Below are 19,103 nucleotides of genomic sequence, written 5' to 3'. Positions count from 1 at the left end.
CTACAAGGCTATCCCCAGCCGAGCTCGTGCAGGCGCGCGTCGCTGATGCCGAAGTGGTGGGCGATCTCGTGCACCACGGTGACGGTGACTTCCTCGATCACGTCCTCCCGGGAGGTGCAGATGTCCAGGATGGGTTGGCGGAAAATGGTGATCCGGTCCGGCAGCGAGCCGGCGTCCCACCAGGAGTCCCGCTCGGTCAGGGGCACCCCCTCATAGAGCCCCAGCAGCACGGTGTCCGGATCCTCCCCGGGCTGCGGGGTGTAGTCGTCCTCGATGAAGATCGCGACATTGCTCATGGTCTTTGCCAGATCCGGCGGGATCCGGTCGAGGGCGTCACTCACGGCAGCCTCGAAATCGGCCTCGGACATCGGGAAGGGGCCGTCATCCGACCCGTCACCACCGTCCCCGCCGGCATTGCCGTCCCCGCCGTTCGGAACGATCGGCAGGCCGGGCGGGAGGGAGGAGGGCATAGGCAAACTCTAGCGGGACCGGCGCCGGGTCAGCCCCACGCCCACAAGGCAGATCACGCCGCCCACCAGGCCCCAGATGGTCGGAATCTCGCCCAGAACCAGCCAGGAGATCAGGATTGTGGTGCCCGGGACCAGGTAGGTGGTGGCCGCGAGGCGTCCCGCATCAATCATTGAGAGCGCATAGGCCCACGTGGTGAATGCGATCGCAGTGGGGAAGATGCCCAGATAGACCAGGCCCAGGGTGGCCGGCAGGGGAGCGGCCTGCAGCTCGGTGACCAACTGGCCGCTAAAGGGCAGGCAGCACAGGGCGCCCACCATGATGCCGAACCAGGTGGCCTGGGCGGCCGGGAACTTGCGGAGCACCGGTTTTTGCACGATCACGCTCACGGCCGCCAGCGCGGCCGCAAGCAGGCAAAGCAGGACGCCGGCCACGTCCGCCGTCGACCGCTGGCCGGAACCAAGCGCAATCACGGCCACGCCGCCGAACGCGATCAGGCTGCCGATGATGAGCCAGCGCGGGAACCCTTCCTTCAGGATCACACCGGCCATGACGGCGACCAGGATGGGGTTGACGTTGATCAGCAGGGCGGCCGTGCCCGCGTCGAGCATGTGCTCGGCGGCGTTCAGGGCCACGTTGTAGCCTCCGAACCACATGACGCCATAGGCCAGGATGGGCAACCACTCGCGGCCCCGGGGCAGGCCCCTGAGCTTGGGCACCACCAGCAGGCCCAGCACGACGGCGGCAACGGTCAGCCGGCCGAGGGTCAGGGACCCGGGGGAGAAGCTCGGGCCCACGGCCCGGATGCCCACGAAGGCGGAGGCCCACAGGACCACGGTGACGACGACGGCGGCGATGCCGAGCCTGCTGATCGTGGCCGGCTGCCCGGGAGGGGGCGGCGCGGGTTGCGGGGCGGGTGCGGGGGCAGCGTGCGGAGACCCTTCGTGGGGGCCTGCGGACGGAGTGGGGCCGGATGCGGCGGTTGTTGCCATGCTGCCAATGTAGCCGTTCCCGCCTCCTCCCGGCTGGCGGGAATCGGTCACGTCTAGTCGAGATCCTGCCAATCCCGAATGGCCTCAGCGCAGGACGCGTGCCGCCGTCCGGACGGCGGCCGCGACGTCGTTCAGCGCCGCCGAGCCGCGCCGCCACTGCTGCCAGTAGAGGGCAACGTCCACGTGCGCTCGCGGGGCGAGGGCCTCGAGCCTGCCGGCCAATAGGTCCTCGCCGATTTCGATCTCGGGCATCATGCCCCAGCCCATGCCCCAGCGGATGGCATCGCCAAACTCCTGGGCGGCCGGCACATAGTGGCGCGGCGGCTGCAGGGAAGCCCGGCTGACCCGGCGCAGCCAGCGGTCCTGCAGGTCGTCCTTGCGGTCGAAGACCACAACGGGAGCCGCGGCGAGCGTCGCGCCGGTCGCGCCCTCCCCAAACCAGTGGCGGGCGAAGTCCGGAGCGCACACCGGCAAATAGCGCATCGTGCCCAGCTTGCTCGAGGAGCAGCCGGGCACGGGCTGGGCTGTTTCCGTGATGGCGGCCGCGGCGGCTCCGGCGCGCAGCAGATCCAACGAGTGCTCCTGGTCTTCTCGCAGGATCTCGAGCTGGACGTTGTGACTGGCCCCCGCGAGGCCGGCCAACGCCCAGGTGTGCAAGGAATCGCTGTTGATCACCAGCGTCAGGCGCGTCCCTCCGCGGGGGTGTTCCGGCTGCAGCTCCTCGGCCAGGTCCGCGGAGAGCATTTCCAGCTGCCGGGCGAAGCGCACCACGGCCTCGCCGGACTCCGTGAGTCCGGGCGGCCGCGCCCGGGTCAGGACCGGCCGGCCGACGGCGGTCTCGAGTGCCCGGACCCGCTGGCTGATCGCCGACGGCGTCACGGACAGGTGCGCGGCCGCGGCGTCGAAGCTCCCGTGCGTCAGAATCGCGGCCAGCGTCCGGGCCTGTTCGGGGGTGATCTCCATCATTAGCCCATCTTACGTATCAGCAGAATCTTTAACTGTTTTCATCTCTGGCGGGCGCCTACCGTGGAGTGGTGATCCTTCCCCTGTTTTCCGGTCTTTCCGCCGGACTGTCCCTCATCGTTGCCATCGGCGCGCAGAACGCTTTTGTCCTCCGGCAGGGCATCCAGCGCTCGCACGTCGTCATGGTGGTGGCAGTCTGCGCGGTCTCGGACCTCGTGCTGATCCTGCTGGGCGTCGCGGGCATCGGCATCCTCCTGGACCGGGCGCCGGCTGCCCTCGTCGTGATCCGGTGGGCAGGGGCGGCGTTCCTCCTTGCCTATGGGGCGCTCGCGGCCCGGCGCGCGGTCCGCGGGGAGCAGATGGAGAATCCCGGCAACAAGCCCGCCGCCGGCCGGGCCGCCGTCCTTGGCACCTGCCTGGCCTTCACCTGGCTGAACCCGCACGTCTACCTGGACACGGTGCTGCTGCTCGGGTCCCTCGCTGCCGCCCAGGGCGAAGCCGGGCGCTGGTGGTTCGCCGCCGGGGCCGGCCTGGGAAGCATTGCCTGGTTCACCGCCCTCGGCGCGGGAGCGCGGTTCCTGACGTCCCTGTTCCGGCGCCGGACGGCCTGGCGCGTGCTCGACGCCGGAATCGCCGTCGTCATGGTCACCCTTGCCGTGCTGCTGCTCACCTGAACCTCGACCACCCACCGCTCCTCCCCGCCGCGCTCCTCCCGCAGCGCGCCGCCCATCGCGCGCCCACGCAAAGTGTCGGGAAAGTTCAGGCTGATCCCCCGTCCCCGGGTTAGGCCGGTGGGCCCTTGTCCGTTCAACGTGGCGGGGTCACGATGGCTGGTATGACAGCATCCGCAGCCTCGGCCAGCGAACGACGGCGTGCAGCCATCGGCACAGCCGTCTTCGCCATCGCCCCCGCAACCGCCGCCGGTGTGGTGCCGTGGCTGCTGACCCGCTGGAAAGTGGAGTCCCCGGTCCCCGGCGGGGTGCCCGCGCAGATCGCGGGCGCCATGATGATCGGTGCGGGCGCCGCCGTCATCGCGAACTCCTTTGTGCATTTCGCCGTCGAGGGCATCGGGACCCCCGCGCCATTTGCCCCGCCCAGGCAACTGGTGGTTGGCGGCCTTTACCGGTACGTGCGGAATCCGATGTACGTGTCCATTGCCGCGGCCGTCGCGGGGCAGGGGCTTCTGCTGGGGCAGCCGAAGCTCTTCCTGGCCCTGGGCATCGGCGCCATCCCGGTGGTGGCTTTCGTCCGGCAGTACGAGGAGCCCACACTGGCCCGGAAGTTCGGTGCGGCGTACGAGGAATACCGCAGCAACGTCCCGCGCTGGCTGCCCAGGTCCACGCCGTGGCGGCCCGAAGGACCGGAGCCGTCCCGGCCCTAGGCGTTGGCGGTCTGGGCCTCGGCGGGCAGGCATTGGCGGGCTGGGCATCCCCGGGCTGGGGTAGCACTGGGGCCCGGCCCAGGACAGCTGTCCGGCCGCTATTTGCCGCTTCCGGCCCACTCCAGCAGCCGATCCAGCGGCCAGGTGGTGACGATCCGCTCGGCGGGAACCCCGTTCGAGGCCGCGCGCTCGGCACCGTACTGCAGGAAATCCAGCTGGCCCGGCGCATGGGCGTCGCTGTCGATGCTGAACAGACAGCCGGCATCGAGGGCCAGCCGGATCAGATCGTCCGGCGGATCCTGCCGTTCGGGGCGGGAATTGATTTCGACGGCCACATTATTGCCGGCGCACGCCGCGAACACGCGCGCGGCGTCGAACTCGGACTGCGGGCGGGTTCCCCTCGACCCCTGCAGCAGCCGGCCGGTGCAGTGGCCGAGGACGTTCGTGTGCGGATCATTGATGGCGCCCAGCATCCGCTCGGTCATGGTGCTCCGGTCGGAGCGGAGCTTCGAGTGGACGCTCGCCACCACGATGTCCAGCCGGTCCAGCATCTCCGGGGACTGGTCCAGGGTGCCGTCCTCCAGGATGTCCACCTCAATCCCGGCCAGGAGGCGGAAGTCGCCGCCGTCCGCGTTGATGTCCGCAACAACGTCCAGTTGTTCCCGAAGGCGTTCGGCGCTCAGGCCGTTGGCGATCTTGAGGTTGGGGGAGTGGTCCGTCAGGGCGAGGTAATCCCGGCCCAGTGTCCGGGCGGCGTCAGCCATCAGTCCGATCGGGGATCCGCCGTCGGACCAGTCGCTGTGGCTGTGCAGGTCCCCGCGGAGGGCCGAGCGCAGTTCGGCCCCGCCGGTCGCCAGGGGTTGCTGCCCGCGTTGGCGCAGATCCTCAAGATAGTCGGGCACGCCGCCGTCGACCGCCTGCCGGATGACGTCGAACGTTCTGTCGCCGATCCCCTTCATGCTCTTGAGCCGGCCGTTGCGTGCCCGCGCTGCGACCTCCTCCGAGTCCAGGGCGCCGATAATCCCGGCCGCCTTGCGGAACGCCTGGATCTTGAAGGTGGGGGCGAGCCCGCGTTCGAGCCAGAACGCAATCTCATTGAGGGCATCAACGGCATCCATCAGTCCATCTTGCACCCACTCTGCCCGGCTCCGCCCCCATCTTGGCCCGGCTTTTGTATCGGCGGGAGGGGCCGATTTTGGATAATCCGGGGGTCTGCCCTTATAGTTTTATAGTCCAGTTCGGAGGAACCCGAAAGGACAAAAAYGACAGGCTTCGGCCCTTAATTTTTGCCCTGATATGTTTCACCGGATGGCGTCCTGGCCCCCATCGTCTAGCGGCCTAGGACACCGCCCTTTCACGGCGGCGGCACGGGTTCGAATCCCGTTGGGGGTACGCAAGGAACTGGTCAAACCGGGTAAAAAAGTCTGGTAGGCTAAAGGCCTTGAAAATCTGCGGTAGCGATATCGCAGACAGCAAGAACAAGCAGTAAACAAGCAAGGCCCTGTAGCGCAGTTGGTTAGCGCGCCGCCCTGTCACGGCGGAGGTCGCGGGTTCAAGTCCCGTCAGGGTCGCTCTGATTGCCGGAAGAAATTCCGGCCTTCAAGGTGACATGTCACCTAGGCTCTGTAGCTCAGTTGGTAGAGCGTTCGACTGAAAATCGAAAGGTCACCGGATCGACGCCGGTCGGAGCCACCACTGGGAAGCATCAGTTCTTTGAGAACTGGTGCTTTTCTTCTTTAACACCATCTCCTGCTCCGCTTTATCGACGGGGGAGACGGGCGGCGAGGGGCGGGCGACGGCGGCGACCGTTTGGGGGCCGTCCAGCCGGCCGGGCTAGACTCGCACGCTGGGGAAAGAACACCAAAGCCGCCGGCAGCCCGGTCCGGGCGGGCGGCGCAACCTCAACCGAAAAGTGATTCTGCAACGTGACTTCGAAGAATATTGCCCGTCCTCTCGCCGCAACCGCCCTCCTCGCAGCCCTGGCGCTAACCGGGTGCTCGGCCCCGCAGGCCGGCAGCGCGCCTTCGTCCGCCGCGGGCACGTCCGCCGGGGGCGAGTCCACTGCTTCGGCGTCCGCCACGCCGAGCCCCAGCGGAACCTCGGGACCGTTCGGCGGCTTCACCAGCGCCGCCGAGGCTTGCTCCAAGATCTCGGAGCAGGCAACCGGCGCCACGCTCCTTCCGTTGTCGGCCGCCCAAGGCAAGACGGCGGAACTGGAACAGTTCAAAACGGAGCTGGCCGAGACGGCCGAACGCGTCCCGGACAGCCTCAAGGCCGACTTCGCCAACCTCAAGGAGGTGGCCGTTGCCGGCGTCACCGACCAGACGGTCTTCTCCAGCGGAAAGCTCCAGGCCGCCATGGCGCCGGTCACGACCTGGATCGCCATCAACTGCAAGTAGGGGGTTCGGCCAGGCCAACGCCCGCGTCGGCTCGCGGCTGACATCCCGCAGCCGACAAACGGCCGGCCTTGTCCCCAACGCGGGCCGCCCGTTCCCGCCCCCACCTGCGTGGACTGTGGGATGGCGCCGCAAGATTCCCCCACGGGCCCCCAGGCAGGGACTAGGGTTGTGTCAAAGAGAAGGGGGAGTGCGTTATGGAATACCAGAATTCTCAACCCGTCGCCGGTCCCGCGGCCGGTCAACACGTTGCCGGCCTCGCAGCAGGTCAGCCCGGTCCCGGCGCCCTGGTCAGTCCTGCGGACGGTCTGTCCGCGCCGGCCGGCACCGGCCGCACGGTCATAGCGGAAACCGCCGTCGCCAAGGTCGCGGGCATCGCCGCCCGATCGGTGCCCGGCGTCTATTCGTTGGGCTCAGGACCCTCACGCGCCCTCGGGGCCATCCGCGACGCCGTCGGCAACGCCGATCACGCAGCGGGCGTCCGCGTGGAAGTCGGCGAAACGCAGGCCGCCGTCGACATCGATCTTGTTGCGGTGTATGGCACCCCCCTGCAGGCCCTAGCGGACCAGGTCCGCGCCGTCGTCTACGCCGCCGTCGGGGAACTGGTGGGTCTCGAAGTGATCGAGGTCAATATCGAGATCAACGACGTTTATGTGCCCGGCCCGGCCAAACCGGCCGCGTCCGCCGAGKCCCGGCCAGTCAGGGAGGCAATCTAATGAGTCTGACGGTAGTGGGAATCGCCATGGGCGCCTTCGTGGCCTTCATGTCCTTTCAGTTCGGTGCCTGGGGCTTCCTCGGCGCCCTGTTCTTCATGGCCATCGGCGCCCTCCTGGGCCGGGCCGCAGAGGGGAAGCTGGACCTGCGCAGCGTGTTTGACGCCCTCACAGGCCGGCGTTCCTCCTCATGAGCATCACGGCTGAAGCGCCGATCCCCGGCACCGCGATGGCCGGGCACAACCGCATTAGCACCCAGGCCCTGACGAGCGTGGCCCGGGCGGCCGCGGGGGACGCCCTCGGTGTCCCGGCGCACGACGTCCGCGCCGACTGGTCGGACGATGACGGGCTGCTCGCGCTGTCGCTTGTCATGCCCGTCGCGGTCCCGAACCTCACCGCTGTGGTCCGGGACCCCGGCCGCGTCGCCGGATTCGGTGGTTCCATCTGGGAGCGTGCCGTCGCCGCCAAGGCCGAGATTCTGCACCGCGTGACGGAACTGACCGGAGCGCAGCTGAGCCGGGTGGACATCCGCATCAGCGGGGCCGCCGTGCGCGGGGGAGGCCGGGTACATTGAGCCAGGACACCCAGAACGCCGGAATCGACTCCGCCGGGCACGACACCGATGCGGTGCCGGGGAGCGCGCCGCTGGGTTCCGGCGCCGCGGGCATGGGCCGGATAGTGAAACGGGAGACGCACACATCGCGCGCTGTTGTGTCCGTGATCGCGGCCGGCCTGGTCATGGCCTTGTTCGGCTATGCGCTGCTTGAGACGGGGGTCCGTGCCATCGGGCAGCCGCCGTGGCTCGTGGATCCGCAGACCGCGGCCGAGCGGGTAGTAGCGCTCCCGGCGGGAATCCCGCCGCTTCTGCTCGGCGTCACGGGCGCTGTGATCGCGATGGCCGGATTGTTCTTCTTCCTCAATGCCGTGCTGCCCGGCCGGCGGGCACGCCACCTGCTCCCGGACCGCCGGGCCGCCGTCGTGGTGGACGATGAGGTGATCGCCGCTGCCCTGGCGCGCCGGGCCCGGCTGGCCGCCAACGTGGCCAAGGAACAGGTGATGGTGGTCGTGTCGCGGAACCGGATCACGGTCAACGTCCGGCCGACCTCCGGTGTGCCGCTGCGCCCGGACGCCGTCCTGGAGGCTGTGCGCCGGGAAGTGGAGGAAATGGGCCCCTGGCCGATGCCGGAAGTGCGGATCCAGGTATCCACAGCCGGGGTGGTGGGGGCATGAACAACACCCCCCGGGCGCTGAACCGCGTACTGATCGGCATCCTTGGCATCCTCCTCCTCGCCATCGGCGTCCTCCTGATACTGCTTGCGAGCGTCCCGGCTGTCGGCGTGTGGTGGCATGAGTGGGCCGGCGGTGTCCTGAGCTTCTGGCTCGATTTGTTCGAACGGACGCAATTCCCCCGCCGCCAGGGGAGCTGGCTGTGGCTTGTCATCTGCCTGGCGCTGCTGGTGGTGATGGGCCTGATGATCGCCTGGATTGCCCAACAGGGTACGGGCCGGACCAGCCTGCTCGTGGCAGAGGAGGACCCGGGTGAAGTGCCCGGCAACGTCGGAATCAGCGGCGGCGTGGCGGAGCAGACGCTCCGCGCAGCGCTCGCGGACCGGCCCGACCTGGCCGGCGTTACGGTAGCCGCCTACAAAATCAGCGGGGAGCCGGCCCTCAAGATCCGGGTGGAACCGCGCCAGGGTGTTGCCCCGCACCGGCTCGCCGCCGAAGTTTCCGCCCTGGTAGAGGCGCTCGACGCGGTAATCGGCAAACGCACGCCGGTGCTGATCCACATCGGATCCGGCGCGCGGTCGCGGTTCGGCCGTTCCGAGCGGGTCCGCTGAGCCGGCCGTGAGGCTGAGGCAGCCTTCCCGGCAGGCGCGCCGCGGGTCGGCCGGCCGGCCGACGGGCCACGGGATCTCCTTTGCATAAAGGTTTGATGTAAACGCTTGCATTCGGGGTACCTGTTGATTACTGTGATGGTCGGCACACGATCAGTACGGCCGTTTTTCACCGGTACTCAGCGAGGAGCACTCCAGTATGAAAACCCGCAATTTCCTACTTCCCGTCGCAACGGCAGGCATTTTGGCTATTACCCTTTCGGCGTGTGGCGGCGGAGGGGGCGGCACTACCAGCGGCAGCGACGCCGCCTCGCAGGGCCTGGACGGGCGCGGCCCCATCACTTACGTTCAGGGCAAGGACAACAGCAACGTGGTCCGCCCGCTGATCGACAAGTGGAACGCCGCCCACCCGAACGAAAAGGTCACCTTCAAGGAGCAGACCGACCAGGCCGACCAGCAGCACGACGACCTCGTCCAGCACTTCCAGGCCAAGGACCCCGGCTACGACGTCGCGAGCGTTGACGTCGTCTGGACCGCCGAATTCGCCGCCAAGGGCTGGCTGCAGCCGCTCAAGGACAAGATGGCGCTGGACACTTCGGCCATGCTGAAGCCGACGGTTGATGCCGCTTCCTACAAGGGCACCCTCTACGCGGCACCGGAATCATCCGACGGCGGCATCCTGTACTACCGCAAGGACCTGGTCCCCACGCCCCCGAAGACCTGGGACGAGATGATGAGCATGTGCTCCATCGCCAAGRCCAACAACATYGGCTGCTACTCCGGCCAGTTCAAGAAATATGAGGGGCTCACCGTCAACGCCTCCGAGGCAATCAACTCCGCCGGCGGAGCCGTGCTGGACGAGAATGGCAAGCCCAACCTGCTCACCGCGGAGGCAAAGGCCGGCATGGCCAACCTGACCAAGGCCTACGCAGACGGCTCGATCCCGAAGGAAGCCATCACGTTCCAGGAAGAGGAAAGCCGCCAGGCATTCCAGGACGGCAAGCTGCTGTTCCTGCGCAACTGGCCCTACGTCTACAACCTGGCCACCACTGAAGGCTCCTCCAAGGTCAAGGACGTCCTGGGCATGACCGCACTCCCCGGCAAGACCGGTCCGGGCGCCTCGTCCCTCGGCGGCCACAGCGCCGCGATCAGCGTCTACTCCAAGAACAAGGCCACCGCAGTGGACTTCCTGAAGTTCCTCACCACCGAAGAAACCCAGAAGTTCTTCGCCACGCAGGGTTCGCTCGCACCGGTGCTCGGCAAGCTCTACGACGACAAGGAGCTCGTCGCCAAGCTGCCGTACCTGCCGGTCCTGAAGACCTCGATCGAGAACGCCGTGCCGCGCCCGGTCACCCCGTTCTACCCGGCCGTCACCAAGGCCATCCAGGAAAACGCGTACTCGGCCATCAAGGGCGAGAAGACTGTAGACGCGGCCCTGTCCGACATGCAGAAGTCCATCGAGTCCGCTAGCGCGGGACAGTAGGTCCATCATGGCAACTGAAGTAGGCCCGACGTCGGTCAAGGCACCGACGTCGGGCGGGGCACCGATCCACCACGCACCCAAGGGTGTTGGGGAGGACAACCGCATCGCGACGCAGGGGCGCTGGGCAGCTTGGCTCCTGGCGCCGACCATCCTCGCATTGTCGGTAGTGATCGTGTATCCGATCATCACCGCCATTGTGATGTCATTCCAAAAAGATGCCGGTCTGGACCCCGCTACGGGTCTCTTCGTTGAGGGTGGCCCGGCCGGCTTCTCCAACTACTACAACTGGATCTTCCAGCAATGCCCGGCTCCGGACGGCGGGACCGTGGACTGCCCGCCGGGAACCCTGGGCGCGCAGTTCTGGTCCGCCACCGGCACCACGTTCTTCTTCACCATCGTCACGGTGGCCCTGGAGACAGTGCTCGGCTTCTGGATGGCCGTCATCATGGCCCGGGCCTTCCGGGGCCGCAGCCTGGTCCGCGCGGCTGTCCTGGTGCCGTGGGCCATCCCCACCGCCGTGACGGCCAAGTTGTGGCTGTTCATCTTCGCCTTCGAAGGCATCGGCAACAAACTCTTCAACACGTCCGTCCTGTGGACCGGCAGCGAATGGCCGGCCAGGTGGGCCGTGATCATCGCGGACGTCTGGAARACCACGCCGTTCATGGCGCTGCTGATTCTTGCCGGSCTGCAGATGATTCCCGCGGAAGTGTACGAGGCGGCCAAGGTCGACGGCGCCTCAGCCTGGCAGCGGTTCCGGATGATCACCCTGCCGYTGGTGAARCCGGCGCTCATGGTGGCCATCCTGTTCCGCACCCTGGACGCGCTGCGCATGTTCGACCTCCCGTACATCCTGACCGGCGGWGCGAACAACACCACCACGCTGTCCATCCTGGTGATCAACCAGATCAGGCAGGGCTTCAACGCGGCGGCGGCTTTGTCCACCATCACGTTCATCATCATCTTTCTGGTGGCTTTCATCTTCGTRCGCTTCCTCGGAGCGAACGTCGTGGAGCAGCAGACTGGCGCAGGTAAGGGGAAGAAATGACCGCCGCGACGAGCGCCGCAACCGAGCTGCGCGCMGAGCAGGACCGGGGGCGGAAGGYYGCSCAGAACCGCGAGAAGTGGGCCCAGAGCCGGACCTACATCAGYGCGGTCGTGATCCTSTTCTGGTGCCTGGCTCCGGCCTACTGGATGGTGGTGACGGCGTTCCGCGACGTCGGMTACACCTACGACACCTCGATCCTGCCGACYCACATCACGCTGGACAACTTCAGGACGGCRTTCGACACSTCCTTCGGCAACCACTTYGGCCAGGCACTGCTGAACAGCTTGTTCATCGGCACCGTCGTCACCSTGGTGTCGCTGGTGATCGGCGTGTTTGCCGCCTACGCMCTGGCCCGCTTGAACTTCAAGTTCAAGTACCTYGTGCTGGGCTTCATCCTSGGSGCTTCCATGTTCCCCGGCGTCGCCCTCATCACCCCGCTGTTCCAGCTCTTCACGAACATCGGCTGGATGGGCACCTACCAGGCCCTGATCATCCCGAACATCTCGTTCGTGCTGCCGCTGACGGTCTACACCATGACSTCCTTCTTCCGGGAGATGCCGTGGGAGCTSGAGGAATCGGCCCGGGTGGACGGCTGCACGCAGGGACAGGCCTTCCGGAAGGTCATCATGCCGCTGGCCGCMCCGGCCATCTTCACSACSGCCATCCTGGCSTTCATCTCCTCGTGGAATGAATTCCTGATCGCCAGCCAGCTCTCGTCCGACGCRACGCAGCCGGTCACAGTGGCCATTGCCAGCTTCGCCGGTGCGCAGCCGAACCAGATTCCGTACACCGCGATCATGGCTGCGGGCACCATTGTGACCATTCCCTTGGTCATCCTGGTGCTGGTGTTCCAGCGTAAGATTGTCGCGGGCCTCACGGCCGGCGCGGTTAAGTGACTGAGGCGTGATGACTGACGAGCAGAACCAGGGCCACGTGCCGGCGACGCGTCGAAAGGTGCGCTCCGGCGAGGACTTCGACATCATCATCGGGTTCCTCGGCTTTTGGGCCGTGGTGCTGCTGGTGGTCACTGTCTGGATGGAAGTGACCGCCCAGCCGGCCCTCTTCTGGGCCCTGGGCCTRCTCGCCATGCTCCTGGCCCTCTACGGGATGATCCGGCTGCGCCGGCGTTTGCCGCGCCGGACGGCCAGCCGGCGCGGCTAGGCAGCCGGGCAGCAGCCGGGCAGGATTATTCAGCCGCCGGGGGAGGCGGGCGAAACACGTCTGCGGGCAGCCGCCAGGCTTCCACGGACCGTTAATTAGGGGGCACAGGTGGCACGGACGGAACGGGCGCAGCGCGGCGGCCACWCSGGSGTCAGCATTGAGGATGTCGCCGCCGCWGCGGGCGTGTCMACGGCCACCGTATCCCGGGCCGTCCGGGGACTGCCCCGTGTTTCCCCGGCAACCCGCGAGAAGATCCTCGGCATCGCCGAATCCTTGGGCTACGTCGCGTCGTCCTCGGCGTCCGGCCTGGCGACGGGCCGGACCAAAACCATCGGCGTGCTGGCCCCGTTCGTCAGCCGCTGGTTTTTCTCCAAGGCCATCGAGGGCGCCGACCGGGAACTGCACTCCCGGCAGTACAACCTTTCCCTCTTCAACCTCGGCGGCCACGGCAGCCACCGTGAGCGGCTCTTCAGCAAGACCATGGTCTACAAGCAGATCGACGCCCTGCTGGTCCTCTGCATGGCGCTCACCCACGAGGAAATCGAGCATCTCCAGAAAATCGACATCCCGCTGGTGGTGGTGGGAGGTCATGTCGAGGAGTGCCCCTACATCGGCATCGACGACTACGCCGCGGCCGCCACCGCAGTGCGCCACCTGATCGGGCTGGGCCACACGGACATCGCGCTCCTGCACGGCGACGACGAAACCGACCTCAACTTCGACGTCCCCAGGGTCCGGATCCAGGCTTTCCACGACATCATGGGCGAGGCGCGGCTGCCCGTCCGGGCCGAATGGGACCTCTGGGGGGACTTCACCGTGCGCAGCGGTCAGGAGGCATTCCGCCGCCTTTGGGCCGCCGACGGTCCCAAGCCCACAGCAATCTTCTGCGCCTCCGATGAGATGGCCATGGGCATCATCTTCGAGGCCAACAAAGCCGGTGTGCGCGTCCCGGAGGACCTCTCGGTCATCGGCATCGACGACCACGACTTCGCCGAGGCCATGGGCCTGACCACAGTCGGGCAGCGCCCGGACCAGCAGGCCGAACTCGGCACCAAAATGCTGCTGGACGAGCTCGACGGCATTTCCGGCTCCGTGCAGTCGGCTGTGGCGCCGCACCGGCTGATTATCCGGACGACGACGGCGCCGCCGCTGCGCCAGTCCGCGCGGCTCCGCTAGCGGCGTTCGGGCCGGGCTAGGACGCGCGGGCCAGCTGGCGGATTGGCACCCAACGCGAGGCCAGCCGGCGGTAGGCCGCGGCGGCGCCGGTCATGTCCCCCTCCGCCAAGCACTCGATGCCGAGGCGTACGTCCAGCGGCGAATCATCCGGATAAACCTTGTCAGCCACCCCGCCGTAGTCGAGTTCCACTGCCGAGTCCGGGTGGAAGAGCTCGAGCCATTCCGTGAGCTGGGTCAAATCCTCAAGCATGTCGAGATCGGGCGCGGCGAGGGCCAGGTGCGCCACCGCGTAGCTCACCCGCTCCAGCGCGTTGCCGATGCCGGCGCGGATGCGGACCGTCACAATGTGGCCGTCGGCTTCGACGACGTCGGTGGGATCCGATTCCTGGAACAGGCAGAACCAGCTGAACGGAATGCCCCACGTGGACGCCCTGGTGTGGACCCGGCTCAGGCCATCGTGGGCGCGCACCTCATCAATGCGTTCCTGGTGTTTGTCCCGCTGTTCTTCCGGGATCAGCAGCTGGGCCAGGGGCCCGTGGATGCCTTCCATCAGGGCATTGGCGGCCAGCCCGGCGCGGAGGACCAGCTGGCTGGGGCAGTACAGCAACCGGTCGGGCTGCGGGGCGGCCGCTGTCCCGGACTTGACGGCGTCGAGCGTTGCGCCGGACGGGGCCCGCCTGGCCGGGACCGCGACAACGCGCACCAGATCGGTCCGGCCGGTGGGAAACGGATCCCCGTCGGGCCGGGTGATGCGGCCCAGGGACGCCAGCAGCTCGGCGTTCTCCACAGCGGCGCGGGACGCCTGGCCGGCGCCGGCGGCCTCCAGGGTCTTCCGTTGCTGTTCGGGGAACGCCTCGAGGGGCTCGTAGATCCGGAGCGCGGAAGAGAACGGCAGCCCGGACTGTCCGTGGTAGATGCTCCCCGTCATTGGATCACGACGCTTCCCTGGCCGGCAGCCATTAGTCCGCCAGTTCCGCAATCACCGGGGCATGGTCCGAGGCGCCCTTGCCCTTGCGTTCCTCGCGGTCGATCATCGCACCGGTGACCCGTGCCGCCAGGGCCGGGGAGCCGAGGATGAAGTCGATCCGCATACCCTCCTTTTTCGGGAAGCGGAGCTGCGTGTAATCCCAGTAGGTGTAGACGCCGGGCCCCGGGGTGTACGGGCGGACGACATCCTGGAAGCCGGCCTCCTCGAAGGCGTGGAAGGCGGCCCGCTCAGGTTCACTGACGTGGGTCATGGCGTTGGCGCGGAAGAAGTCGATGTCCCAGACGTCATCGTCCTGCGGCGCGATATTGAAATCGCCCATCAGCGCGATCTGCGCCTGGGGGTCCTCCTTGACCCAGGTGCCGGCGTGGGTTTTCAGGATGTCCAGCCAGTTGAGCTTGTAGGGCATGTGCTCATCGTCGAGGGCGCGGCCGTTCGGGACATAGAGGCTCCAGACCCGGACGCCGCCGCACGTGGCGCCGATGGCGCGGGCTTCCTGCACGGCGTCCTTGCCGCTCTTGCCGAACACGGGCTGGTCCAGGAAGGTGCGTTCGACGTCGTCGAGTCCCACCCGGGAGGCGATCGCGACGCCGTTCCACTGGCTCAGGCCGAAGTGCGCCACCTCGTAGCCCATGTTCTCGAAGAGCTCCCAGGGGAAGTTCTCGTCCTTGCATTTGGTTTCCTGGATGGCCAGGACGTCGCAGTCCGTGCGCTGAAGCCAGGACTCTACACGGTCGGCGCGGGCACGGAGCGAGTTCACATTCCAGGTAGCAATCTTCACAGTCCCTAACTTACCGAACTTGGCCCCCGGACGAAGCCGCCGGCCGGCTCCGTCCTCTGGAAATTAGTAGGAAGTCCGAGTATATTCGGCTGAAGAGATGATCTAGGTCACATGCAAAGGAGCATTCGGTCATGGTTCGAGAACTATCCCATTACATTGACGGGCAGCGGGTTGAGGGTACCTCCGGCCGGTTCAGCGACGTCTATGATCCCTGCACCGGCGAGGTCCAGGCCCGGCTGCCGCTGGCCAGCACCGAGGAAGTGCGCAACGTGATCGCCAGCGCCGAAAAGGGGCAGGTGGAATGGGCCGCGATGAATCCGCAGCGCCGCGGCCGGATCCTGCTCAAGTTCGTGGACCTGGTCAACGAGCACATGGACGAACTCGCCACCCTGCTGTCCTCCGAGCACGGCAAGACCTTCCCGGACGCCAAGGGTGACATCCAGCGCGGCATCGAAGTGGTCGAATTCGCCGCCGGCGCCCCGCACCTGCTCAAGGGCGAGTTCTCGGACAACGCCGGAACCGGCGTCGACGTGCACTCGATGCGCCAGCCCCTCGGCGTCGTTGCCGGCATCACGCCGTTCAACTTCCCGGCCATGATCCCGCTGTGGAAGTCCGGGCCGGCTCTCGCCGCCGGCAACGCTTTTATCCTCAAGCCCTCCGAACGTGACCCCTCCGTGCCGCTGCGGCTGGCCGAGCTCTTCACCGAGGCGGGCCTCCCCGACGGCGTCTTCAACGTCGTCAACGGGGACAAGGAAGCGGTGGACGCGCTGCTGGAGGATCCCCGGGTCCAGGCCATCGGGTTCGTCGGCTCCACGCCCATTGCCCAGTACATCTACGCCACCGCCGCGGCGAACGGCAAGCGCGCGCAGTGCTTCGGCGGCGCCAAGAACCACATGGTGATCATGCCCGACGCGGACCTGGACATGGCCGCGGACGCCCTGATCGGGGCAGGCTTCGGCTCCGCGGGCGAGCGCTGCATGGCGATCTCGGTGGCCGTTCCGGTGGGCCGGAAGACCGCGGACGTCCTCGTGGAGAAACTGCAGGAGCGGATCGCCGGCCTCAAGGTCGGCCACAGCCTCGCCAAGGATTCCGATTTCGGCCCGGTGGTGGCGGCCTCCGCAAAGGACCGGATCGAAGGCTACATCGCCTCCGGCGTCGAGGAAGGCGCCAGCCTGGTGACCGATGGCCGCGGCCTGAAGGTGGAAGGCTACGACGGCGGCTTCTGGGTCGGACCCACGCTGTTCGACAACGTCACGAAGGACATGAAGATCTACAAGGAGGAAATCTTCGGCCCGGTCCTCAGCGTGCTCCGCGCCGAAGACTACGATGAGGCCCTGCGGCTCTGCAGCGAACACGAGTTCGGCAACGGCGTGGCCATTTTCACCCGCGACGGCGACGCCGCCCGCGACTTCGCCAGCCGGGTCCAGGTGGGCATGGTGGGCATCAACGTCCCCATCCCCGTGCCGATTGCGTACTACACCTTCGGCGGCTGGAAGGCGTCCGGATTCGGCGACCTCAACCAGCACGGGGCCGACGCCTTCCGCTTCTACACGAAGACCAAGACGGTCACCAGCCGCTGGCCGTCCGGTATCCGCCAGGGCGCCAGCTTCATCATGCCGGAAGGCAGCTGATGGGGGCGGAGGCTGCGCGGGTGGCGGACAGTGGAGCAGCGGCCGGCGAACCCTTGGCCGGGGAAGTGACGTTTGAACGGCGCGGCCGCCTCGGCGTCGTGACGCTCAACCGGCCCGCGGCCGTCAACGCCCTGACGGCCGGCATGGCCGCCGCGATGCTCGAACAGCTCACGCTCTGGGCCGACGACGACGCCGTGGCCGCGGTACTGGTCCGCGGCGCCGGGGACCGGGGCCTCTGCGCCGGCGGGGACATCGTGGCCATCTACCGGGACATGCTCGACGGCGGGGACGCCACCGCGGACTTCTGGGCGGTCGAGTACCGGCTGAACCTGCTCATCTCCGAATACCCCAAGCCGTACGTCGCGTTCATGGACGGGCTGGTGCTGGGCGGCGGCGTGGGGATCTCGGCCCACGGCTCCGTACGGATCGTCACCGAACGCACCCGCACGGGCATGCCCGAAACGACGATCGGGTTTGTTCCCGACGTCGGCGGCACCCTGCTGCTCGCCGGCTCGCCGGGGGAGACCGGCACCCATGCGGCCCTGACCGGAGCCCATCTGAGCGGCGCGGACGCGCTGTTCCTGGGCCTCGCCGACTGCTTCGTGCCCTCCGGCCGTTTGCCGGACCTGGCGGCAGCGCTCGAAACCGAGGAGGCGGAGGCCGCCGTCGCCCGATTTGCCGAACCGGCACCGGCTTCAGCCCTGGCCGCACAGCAGGAATGGATCGACGCCTGCTACTCCAGCGACGACGCCGGGGAAATCCTGCGCCGGCTGCGGGCCTTTGGTGGAGAGGCGGCCGGGGAGGCCGCCGCAGCCGCGGACACCATCGAGGCCAAGTCGCCGACGGCGGTCAAGGTGGCGCTGGAATCCCTGCGCCGGGTCCGCGGCCTGAGCCTGGAGCAGGCGCTGGAGCAGGAGTACCGCGTCGGCCTGCGCTTCCTCGACGGCCCGGACTTCCGCGAAGGCATCCGCGCCCAGGTGGTGGACAAAGACCGCAATCCCCGCTGGAAACCCGCCACCCTCGCCGAGGTCACCGGGACGGACGTCGCGGCCTACTTCGCCCCGCTGGGCGGGCGCGAACTAAAACTCTCTCCGAAGGAGAAGAACGCGGAGAAGAACAAGGAGAAGAACCATGTCTGACGCAGGAGCCCCGGTTACCGGCACCATCGCCTTCCTCGGCCTGGGCCACATGGGCGGCCCTATGGCCGTCAACCTGGTCAAGGCCGGCTACCGGGTGACCGGCTTCGACGTCGTGCCGGCGGCTCTGGACGCCGCCCGGGAGCACGGCATTCCCACTGCCGGGACGGCTGTCGAGGCGGTGGCGGGCGCCGCCGTCGTGCTGACCATGCTGCCCAGCGGCAAGCACCTCCTTGACGCCTACCGCGGTGCCGGCGGTGCGCCCGGACTGCTCGAAGCCGCCGCCCCGGGCACCATGTTCCTGGATTGCTCCACCATCAACGTGGACGAGGCCCGCGAGGCCGCAGAACTCGCGGTCGCGGCTGGCCACCGCGCCGTCGACGCCCCCGTGTCCGGAGGCGTGGTGGGCGCCGAAGCCGGCACGCTCACGTTCATGGTCGGTGCCCTTCCCGAGGACTTCGAGGCCGTCAAACCCCTGCTGGAAGTCATGGGCAAGCGGGTGGTCCACTGCGGCGCGCACGGTGCCGGCCAGGCGGCCAAGATCTGCAACAACATGATCCTGGGCGTCTCGATGATCGCCGTCAGTGAGGCCTTTGTGCTGGGCGAGAAGCTCGGCCTGACCCACCAGGCGCTGTTCGACGTCGCYTCCRCCKCSTCKGGMCARTGCTGGKCGCTSACCACCWATTGCCCGGTGCCSGGTCCGGTCCCGACGAGCCCCGCCAACCGGGACTACCAGCCGGGCTTCGCCGGGGCGCTCATGGCAAAGGACCTCAACCTGGCCCTCAACGCGTTGCAGAGCACCGGCGTCGCGGCCCGGCTCGGGCCGCTCGCGGCCGAAATTTACGATACGTTTGCCGCGGAAGGCGGTGCCGGCCGGGACTTCTCCGGCATCATCACCGACATCCGGGAAAAGTCGGAAGCAGGCAAATCCGAGGCAGGCACGGCCGGGCACTAGTT

General features: G+C 67.8%; 22 protein-coding genes and 3 tRNA genes. 19 read left to right on the top strand and 6 right to left on the bottom strand.

What is annotated here, in order from left to right:
* Positions 1-8: 8 nt before the first annotated feature.
* The 3 genes from AC1D1S_RS02315 to AC1D1S_RS02305 all read right to left on the bottom strand — a co-directional run bounded on the left by AC1D1S_RS02315 (position 9) and on the right by AC1D1S_RS02305 (position 2,426).
* Entirely contained in the window at positions 9-470 is a 462-nt protein-coding gene (locus tag AC1D1S_RS02315; RefSeq protein ID WP_476993624.1) for a metallopeptidase family protein, read from the bottom strand.
* A 9-nt stretch (positions 471-479) separates the two neighbouring features.
* Positions 480-1,460, bottom strand: a complete 981-nt coding sequence (locus AC1D1S_RS02310; RefSeq protein ID WP_476942646.1) for a DMT family transporter — start codon at positions 1,458-1,460, stop codon at positions 480-482.
* Between the two features lie 84 nt (positions 1,461-1,544).
* A complete protein-coding gene (locus tag AC1D1S_RS02305) occupies positions 1,545-2,426 on the bottom strand; it encodes an ArgP/LysG family DNA-binding transcriptional regulator (RefSeq protein WP_243181363.1) in 882 nt (293 codons plus the stop codon).
* A 68-nt stretch (positions 2,427-2,494) separates the two neighbouring features.
* Here AC1D1S_RS02305 and AC1D1S_RS02300 point away from each other — a divergent pair, with 68 nt between their 5' ends.
* Positions 2,495-3,097 (top strand): LysE/ArgO family amino acid transporter, encoded by a 603-nt coding sequence (locus AC1D1S_RS02300; protein WP_243181364.1) that lies wholly within the window; start codon positions 2,495-2,497, stop codon positions 3,095-3,097.
* Between the two features lie 161 nt (positions 3,098-3,258).
* On the top strand, positions 3,259-3,804 hold the full coding sequence (locus tag AC1D1S_RS02295; protein WP_476993623.1) for a methyltransferase family protein: 546 nt from the start codon (positions 3,259-3,261) through the stop codon (positions 3,802-3,804).
* Between the two features lie 98 nt (positions 3,805-3,902).
* Here AC1D1S_RS02295 and AC1D1S_RS02290 read toward each other — a convergent pair whose 3' ends face one another.
* Positions 3,903-4,922, bottom strand: coding sequence for a PHP domain-containing protein (locus AC1D1S_RS02290; RefSeq protein WP_476993622.1), 1,020 nt, complete (start codon positions 4,920-4,922; stop codon positions 3,903-3,905).
* A gap of 201 nt (positions 4,923-5,123) precedes the next feature.
* Between AC1D1S_RS02290 and AC1D1S_RS02285 the strand changes: the two genes are divergently transcribed.
* The 14 genes from AC1D1S_RS02285 to AC1D1S_RS02220 all read left to right on the top strand — a co-directional run bounded on the left by AC1D1S_RS02285 (position 5,124) and on the right by AC1D1S_RS02220 (position 13,613).
* Positions 5,124-5,196, top strand: a tRNA-Glu gene (locus tag AC1D1S_RS02285).
* A gap of 105 nt (positions 5,197-5,301) precedes the next feature.
* A tRNA-Asp gene (locus tag AC1D1S_RS02280) sits at positions 5,302-5,375 on the top strand.
* A gap of 48 nt (positions 5,376-5,423) precedes the next feature.
* A tRNA-Phe gene (locus AC1D1S_RS02275) sits at positions 5,424-5,499 on the top strand.
* A 230-nt stretch (positions 5,500-5,729) separates the two neighbouring features.
* Positions 5,730-6,203: a hypothetical protein gene (locus AC1D1S_RS02270; RefSeq protein ID WP_476993621.1), complete on the top strand. Its 474-nt coding sequence runs from the start codon at positions 5,730-5,732 to the stop codon at positions 6,201-6,203.
* Positions 6,204-6,397: 194 nt separating this feature from the next.
* Complete coding sequence (locus AC1D1S_RS02265; RefSeq protein WP_476993620.1) at positions 6,398-6,916, top strand: Asp23/Gls24 family envelope stress response protein; 519 nt, start codon at positions 6,398-6,400, stop codon at positions 6,914-6,916.
* A complete protein-coding gene (locus AC1D1S_RS02260) occupies positions 6,916-7,107 on the top strand; it encodes a hypothetical protein (RefSeq protein WP_243181369.1) in 192 nt (63 codons plus the stop codon). Before AC1D1S_RS02265 ends, AC1D1S_RS02260 begins: the two co-directional genes overlap by 1 nt.
* Positions 7,104-7,487, top strand: a complete 384-nt coding sequence (locus AC1D1S_RS02255) for a hypothetical protein (protein ID WP_476993619.1) — start codon at positions 7,104-7,106, stop codon at positions 7,485-7,487. Before AC1D1S_RS02260 ends, AC1D1S_RS02255 begins: the two co-directional genes overlap by 4 nt.
* Entirely contained in the window at positions 7,484-8,143 is a 660-nt protein-coding gene (locus tag AC1D1S_RS02250; RefSeq protein WP_243181371.1) for a DUF6286 domain-containing protein, read from the top strand. The genes AC1D1S_RS02255 and AC1D1S_RS02250 overlap by 4 nt, the downstream gene beginning before the upstream one ends.
* Entirely contained in the window at positions 8,140-8,751 is a 612-nt protein-coding gene (locus tag AC1D1S_RS02245; protein WP_459383680.1) for a hypothetical protein, read from the top strand. The genes AC1D1S_RS02250 and AC1D1S_RS02245 overlap by 4 nt, the downstream gene beginning before the upstream one ends.
* 196 nt (positions 8,752-8,947) lie before the next feature.
* Positions 8,948-10,231: an ABC transporter substrate-binding protein gene (locus tag AC1D1S_RS02240; protein WP_476993618.1), complete on the top strand. Its 1,284-nt coding sequence runs from the start codon at positions 8,948-8,950 to the stop codon at positions 10,229-10,231.
* Between the two features lie 7 nt (positions 10,232-10,238).
* On the top strand, positions 10,239-11,276 hold the full coding sequence (locus AC1D1S_RS02235) for a carbohydrate ABC transporter permease (protein WP_476993617.1): 1,038 nt from the start codon (positions 10,239-10,241) through the stop codon (positions 11,274-11,276).
* The gene (locus AC1D1S_RS02230; RefSeq protein WP_476993616.1) at positions 11,273-12,172 is read left to right on the top strand and encodes a carbohydrate ABC transporter permease; all 900 of its coding nucleotides are present in this window, start codon (positions 11,273-11,275) and stop codon (positions 12,170-12,172) included. The genes AC1D1S_RS02235 and AC1D1S_RS02230 overlap by 4 nt, the downstream gene beginning before the upstream one ends.
* Before the next feature lie 10 nt (positions 12,173-12,182).
* Positions 12,183-12,437, top strand: coding sequence for a hypothetical protein (locus AC1D1S_RS02225; RefSeq protein WP_243181375.1), 255 nt, complete (start codon positions 12,183-12,185; stop codon positions 12,435-12,437).
* A 108-nt stretch (positions 12,438-12,545) separates the two neighbouring features.
* On the top strand, positions 12,546-13,613 hold the full coding sequence (locus AC1D1S_RS02220; protein ID WP_476993615.1) for a LacI family DNA-binding transcriptional regulator: 1,068 nt from the start codon (positions 12,546-12,548) through the stop codon (positions 13,611-13,613).
* A gap of 16 nt (positions 13,614-13,629) precedes the next feature.
* Here AC1D1S_RS02220 and AC1D1S_RS02215 read toward each other — a convergent pair whose 3' ends face one another.
* Both AC1D1S_RS02215 and AC1D1S_RS02210 read right to left on the bottom strand, forming a co-directional pair.
* Positions 13,630-14,541, bottom strand: a complete 912-nt coding sequence (locus tag AC1D1S_RS02215; RefSeq protein ID WP_243181377.1) for a DUF8083 family protein — start codon at positions 14,539-14,541, stop codon at positions 13,630-13,632.
* A gap of 31 nt (positions 14,542-14,572) precedes the next feature.
* Positions 14,573-15,379 carry an exodeoxyribonuclease III gene (locus AC1D1S_RS02210; protein WP_476942639.1) on the bottom strand — a complete coding sequence of 269 codons (807 nt, stop codon included), beginning with the start codon at positions 15,377-15,379 and terminating at the stop codon, positions 14,573-14,575.
* A gap of 131 nt (positions 15,380-15,510) precedes the next feature.
* Between AC1D1S_RS02210 and AC1D1S_RS02205 the strand changes: the two genes are divergently transcribed.
* The 3 genes from AC1D1S_RS02205 to mmsB are packed head-to-tail and all read left to right on the top strand — an operon-like array spanning position 15,511 to position 19,101.
* A complete protein-coding gene (locus AC1D1S_RS02205) occupies positions 15,511-17,010 on the top strand; it encodes a CoA-acylating methylmalonate-semialdehyde dehydrogenase (RefSeq protein ID WP_028277451.1) in 1,500 nt (499 codons plus the stop codon).
* Entirely contained in the window at positions 17,010-18,149 is a 1,140-nt protein-coding gene (locus AC1D1S_RS02200; RefSeq protein ID WP_476946812.1) for an enoyl-CoA hydratase/isomerase family protein, read from the top strand. Before AC1D1S_RS02205 ends, AC1D1S_RS02200 begins: the two co-directional genes overlap by 1 nt.
* A complete protein-coding gene (mmsB, locus tag AC1D1S_RS02195) occupies positions 18,142-19,101 on the top strand; it encodes a 3-hydroxyisobutyrate dehydrogenase (protein WP_476993614.1) in 960 nt (319 codons plus the stop codon). The genes AC1D1S_RS02200 and mmsB overlap by 8 nt, the downstream gene beginning before the upstream one ends.
* Positions 19,102-19,103: the final 2 nt, after the last annotated feature.

Source organism: Arthrobacter sp. P1_A5, from assembly GCF_056406825.1.
The sequence above is the reverse complement of the archived record's forward strand: the minus strand, read 5'-3'. Positions and strand labels throughout refer to the sequence as shown.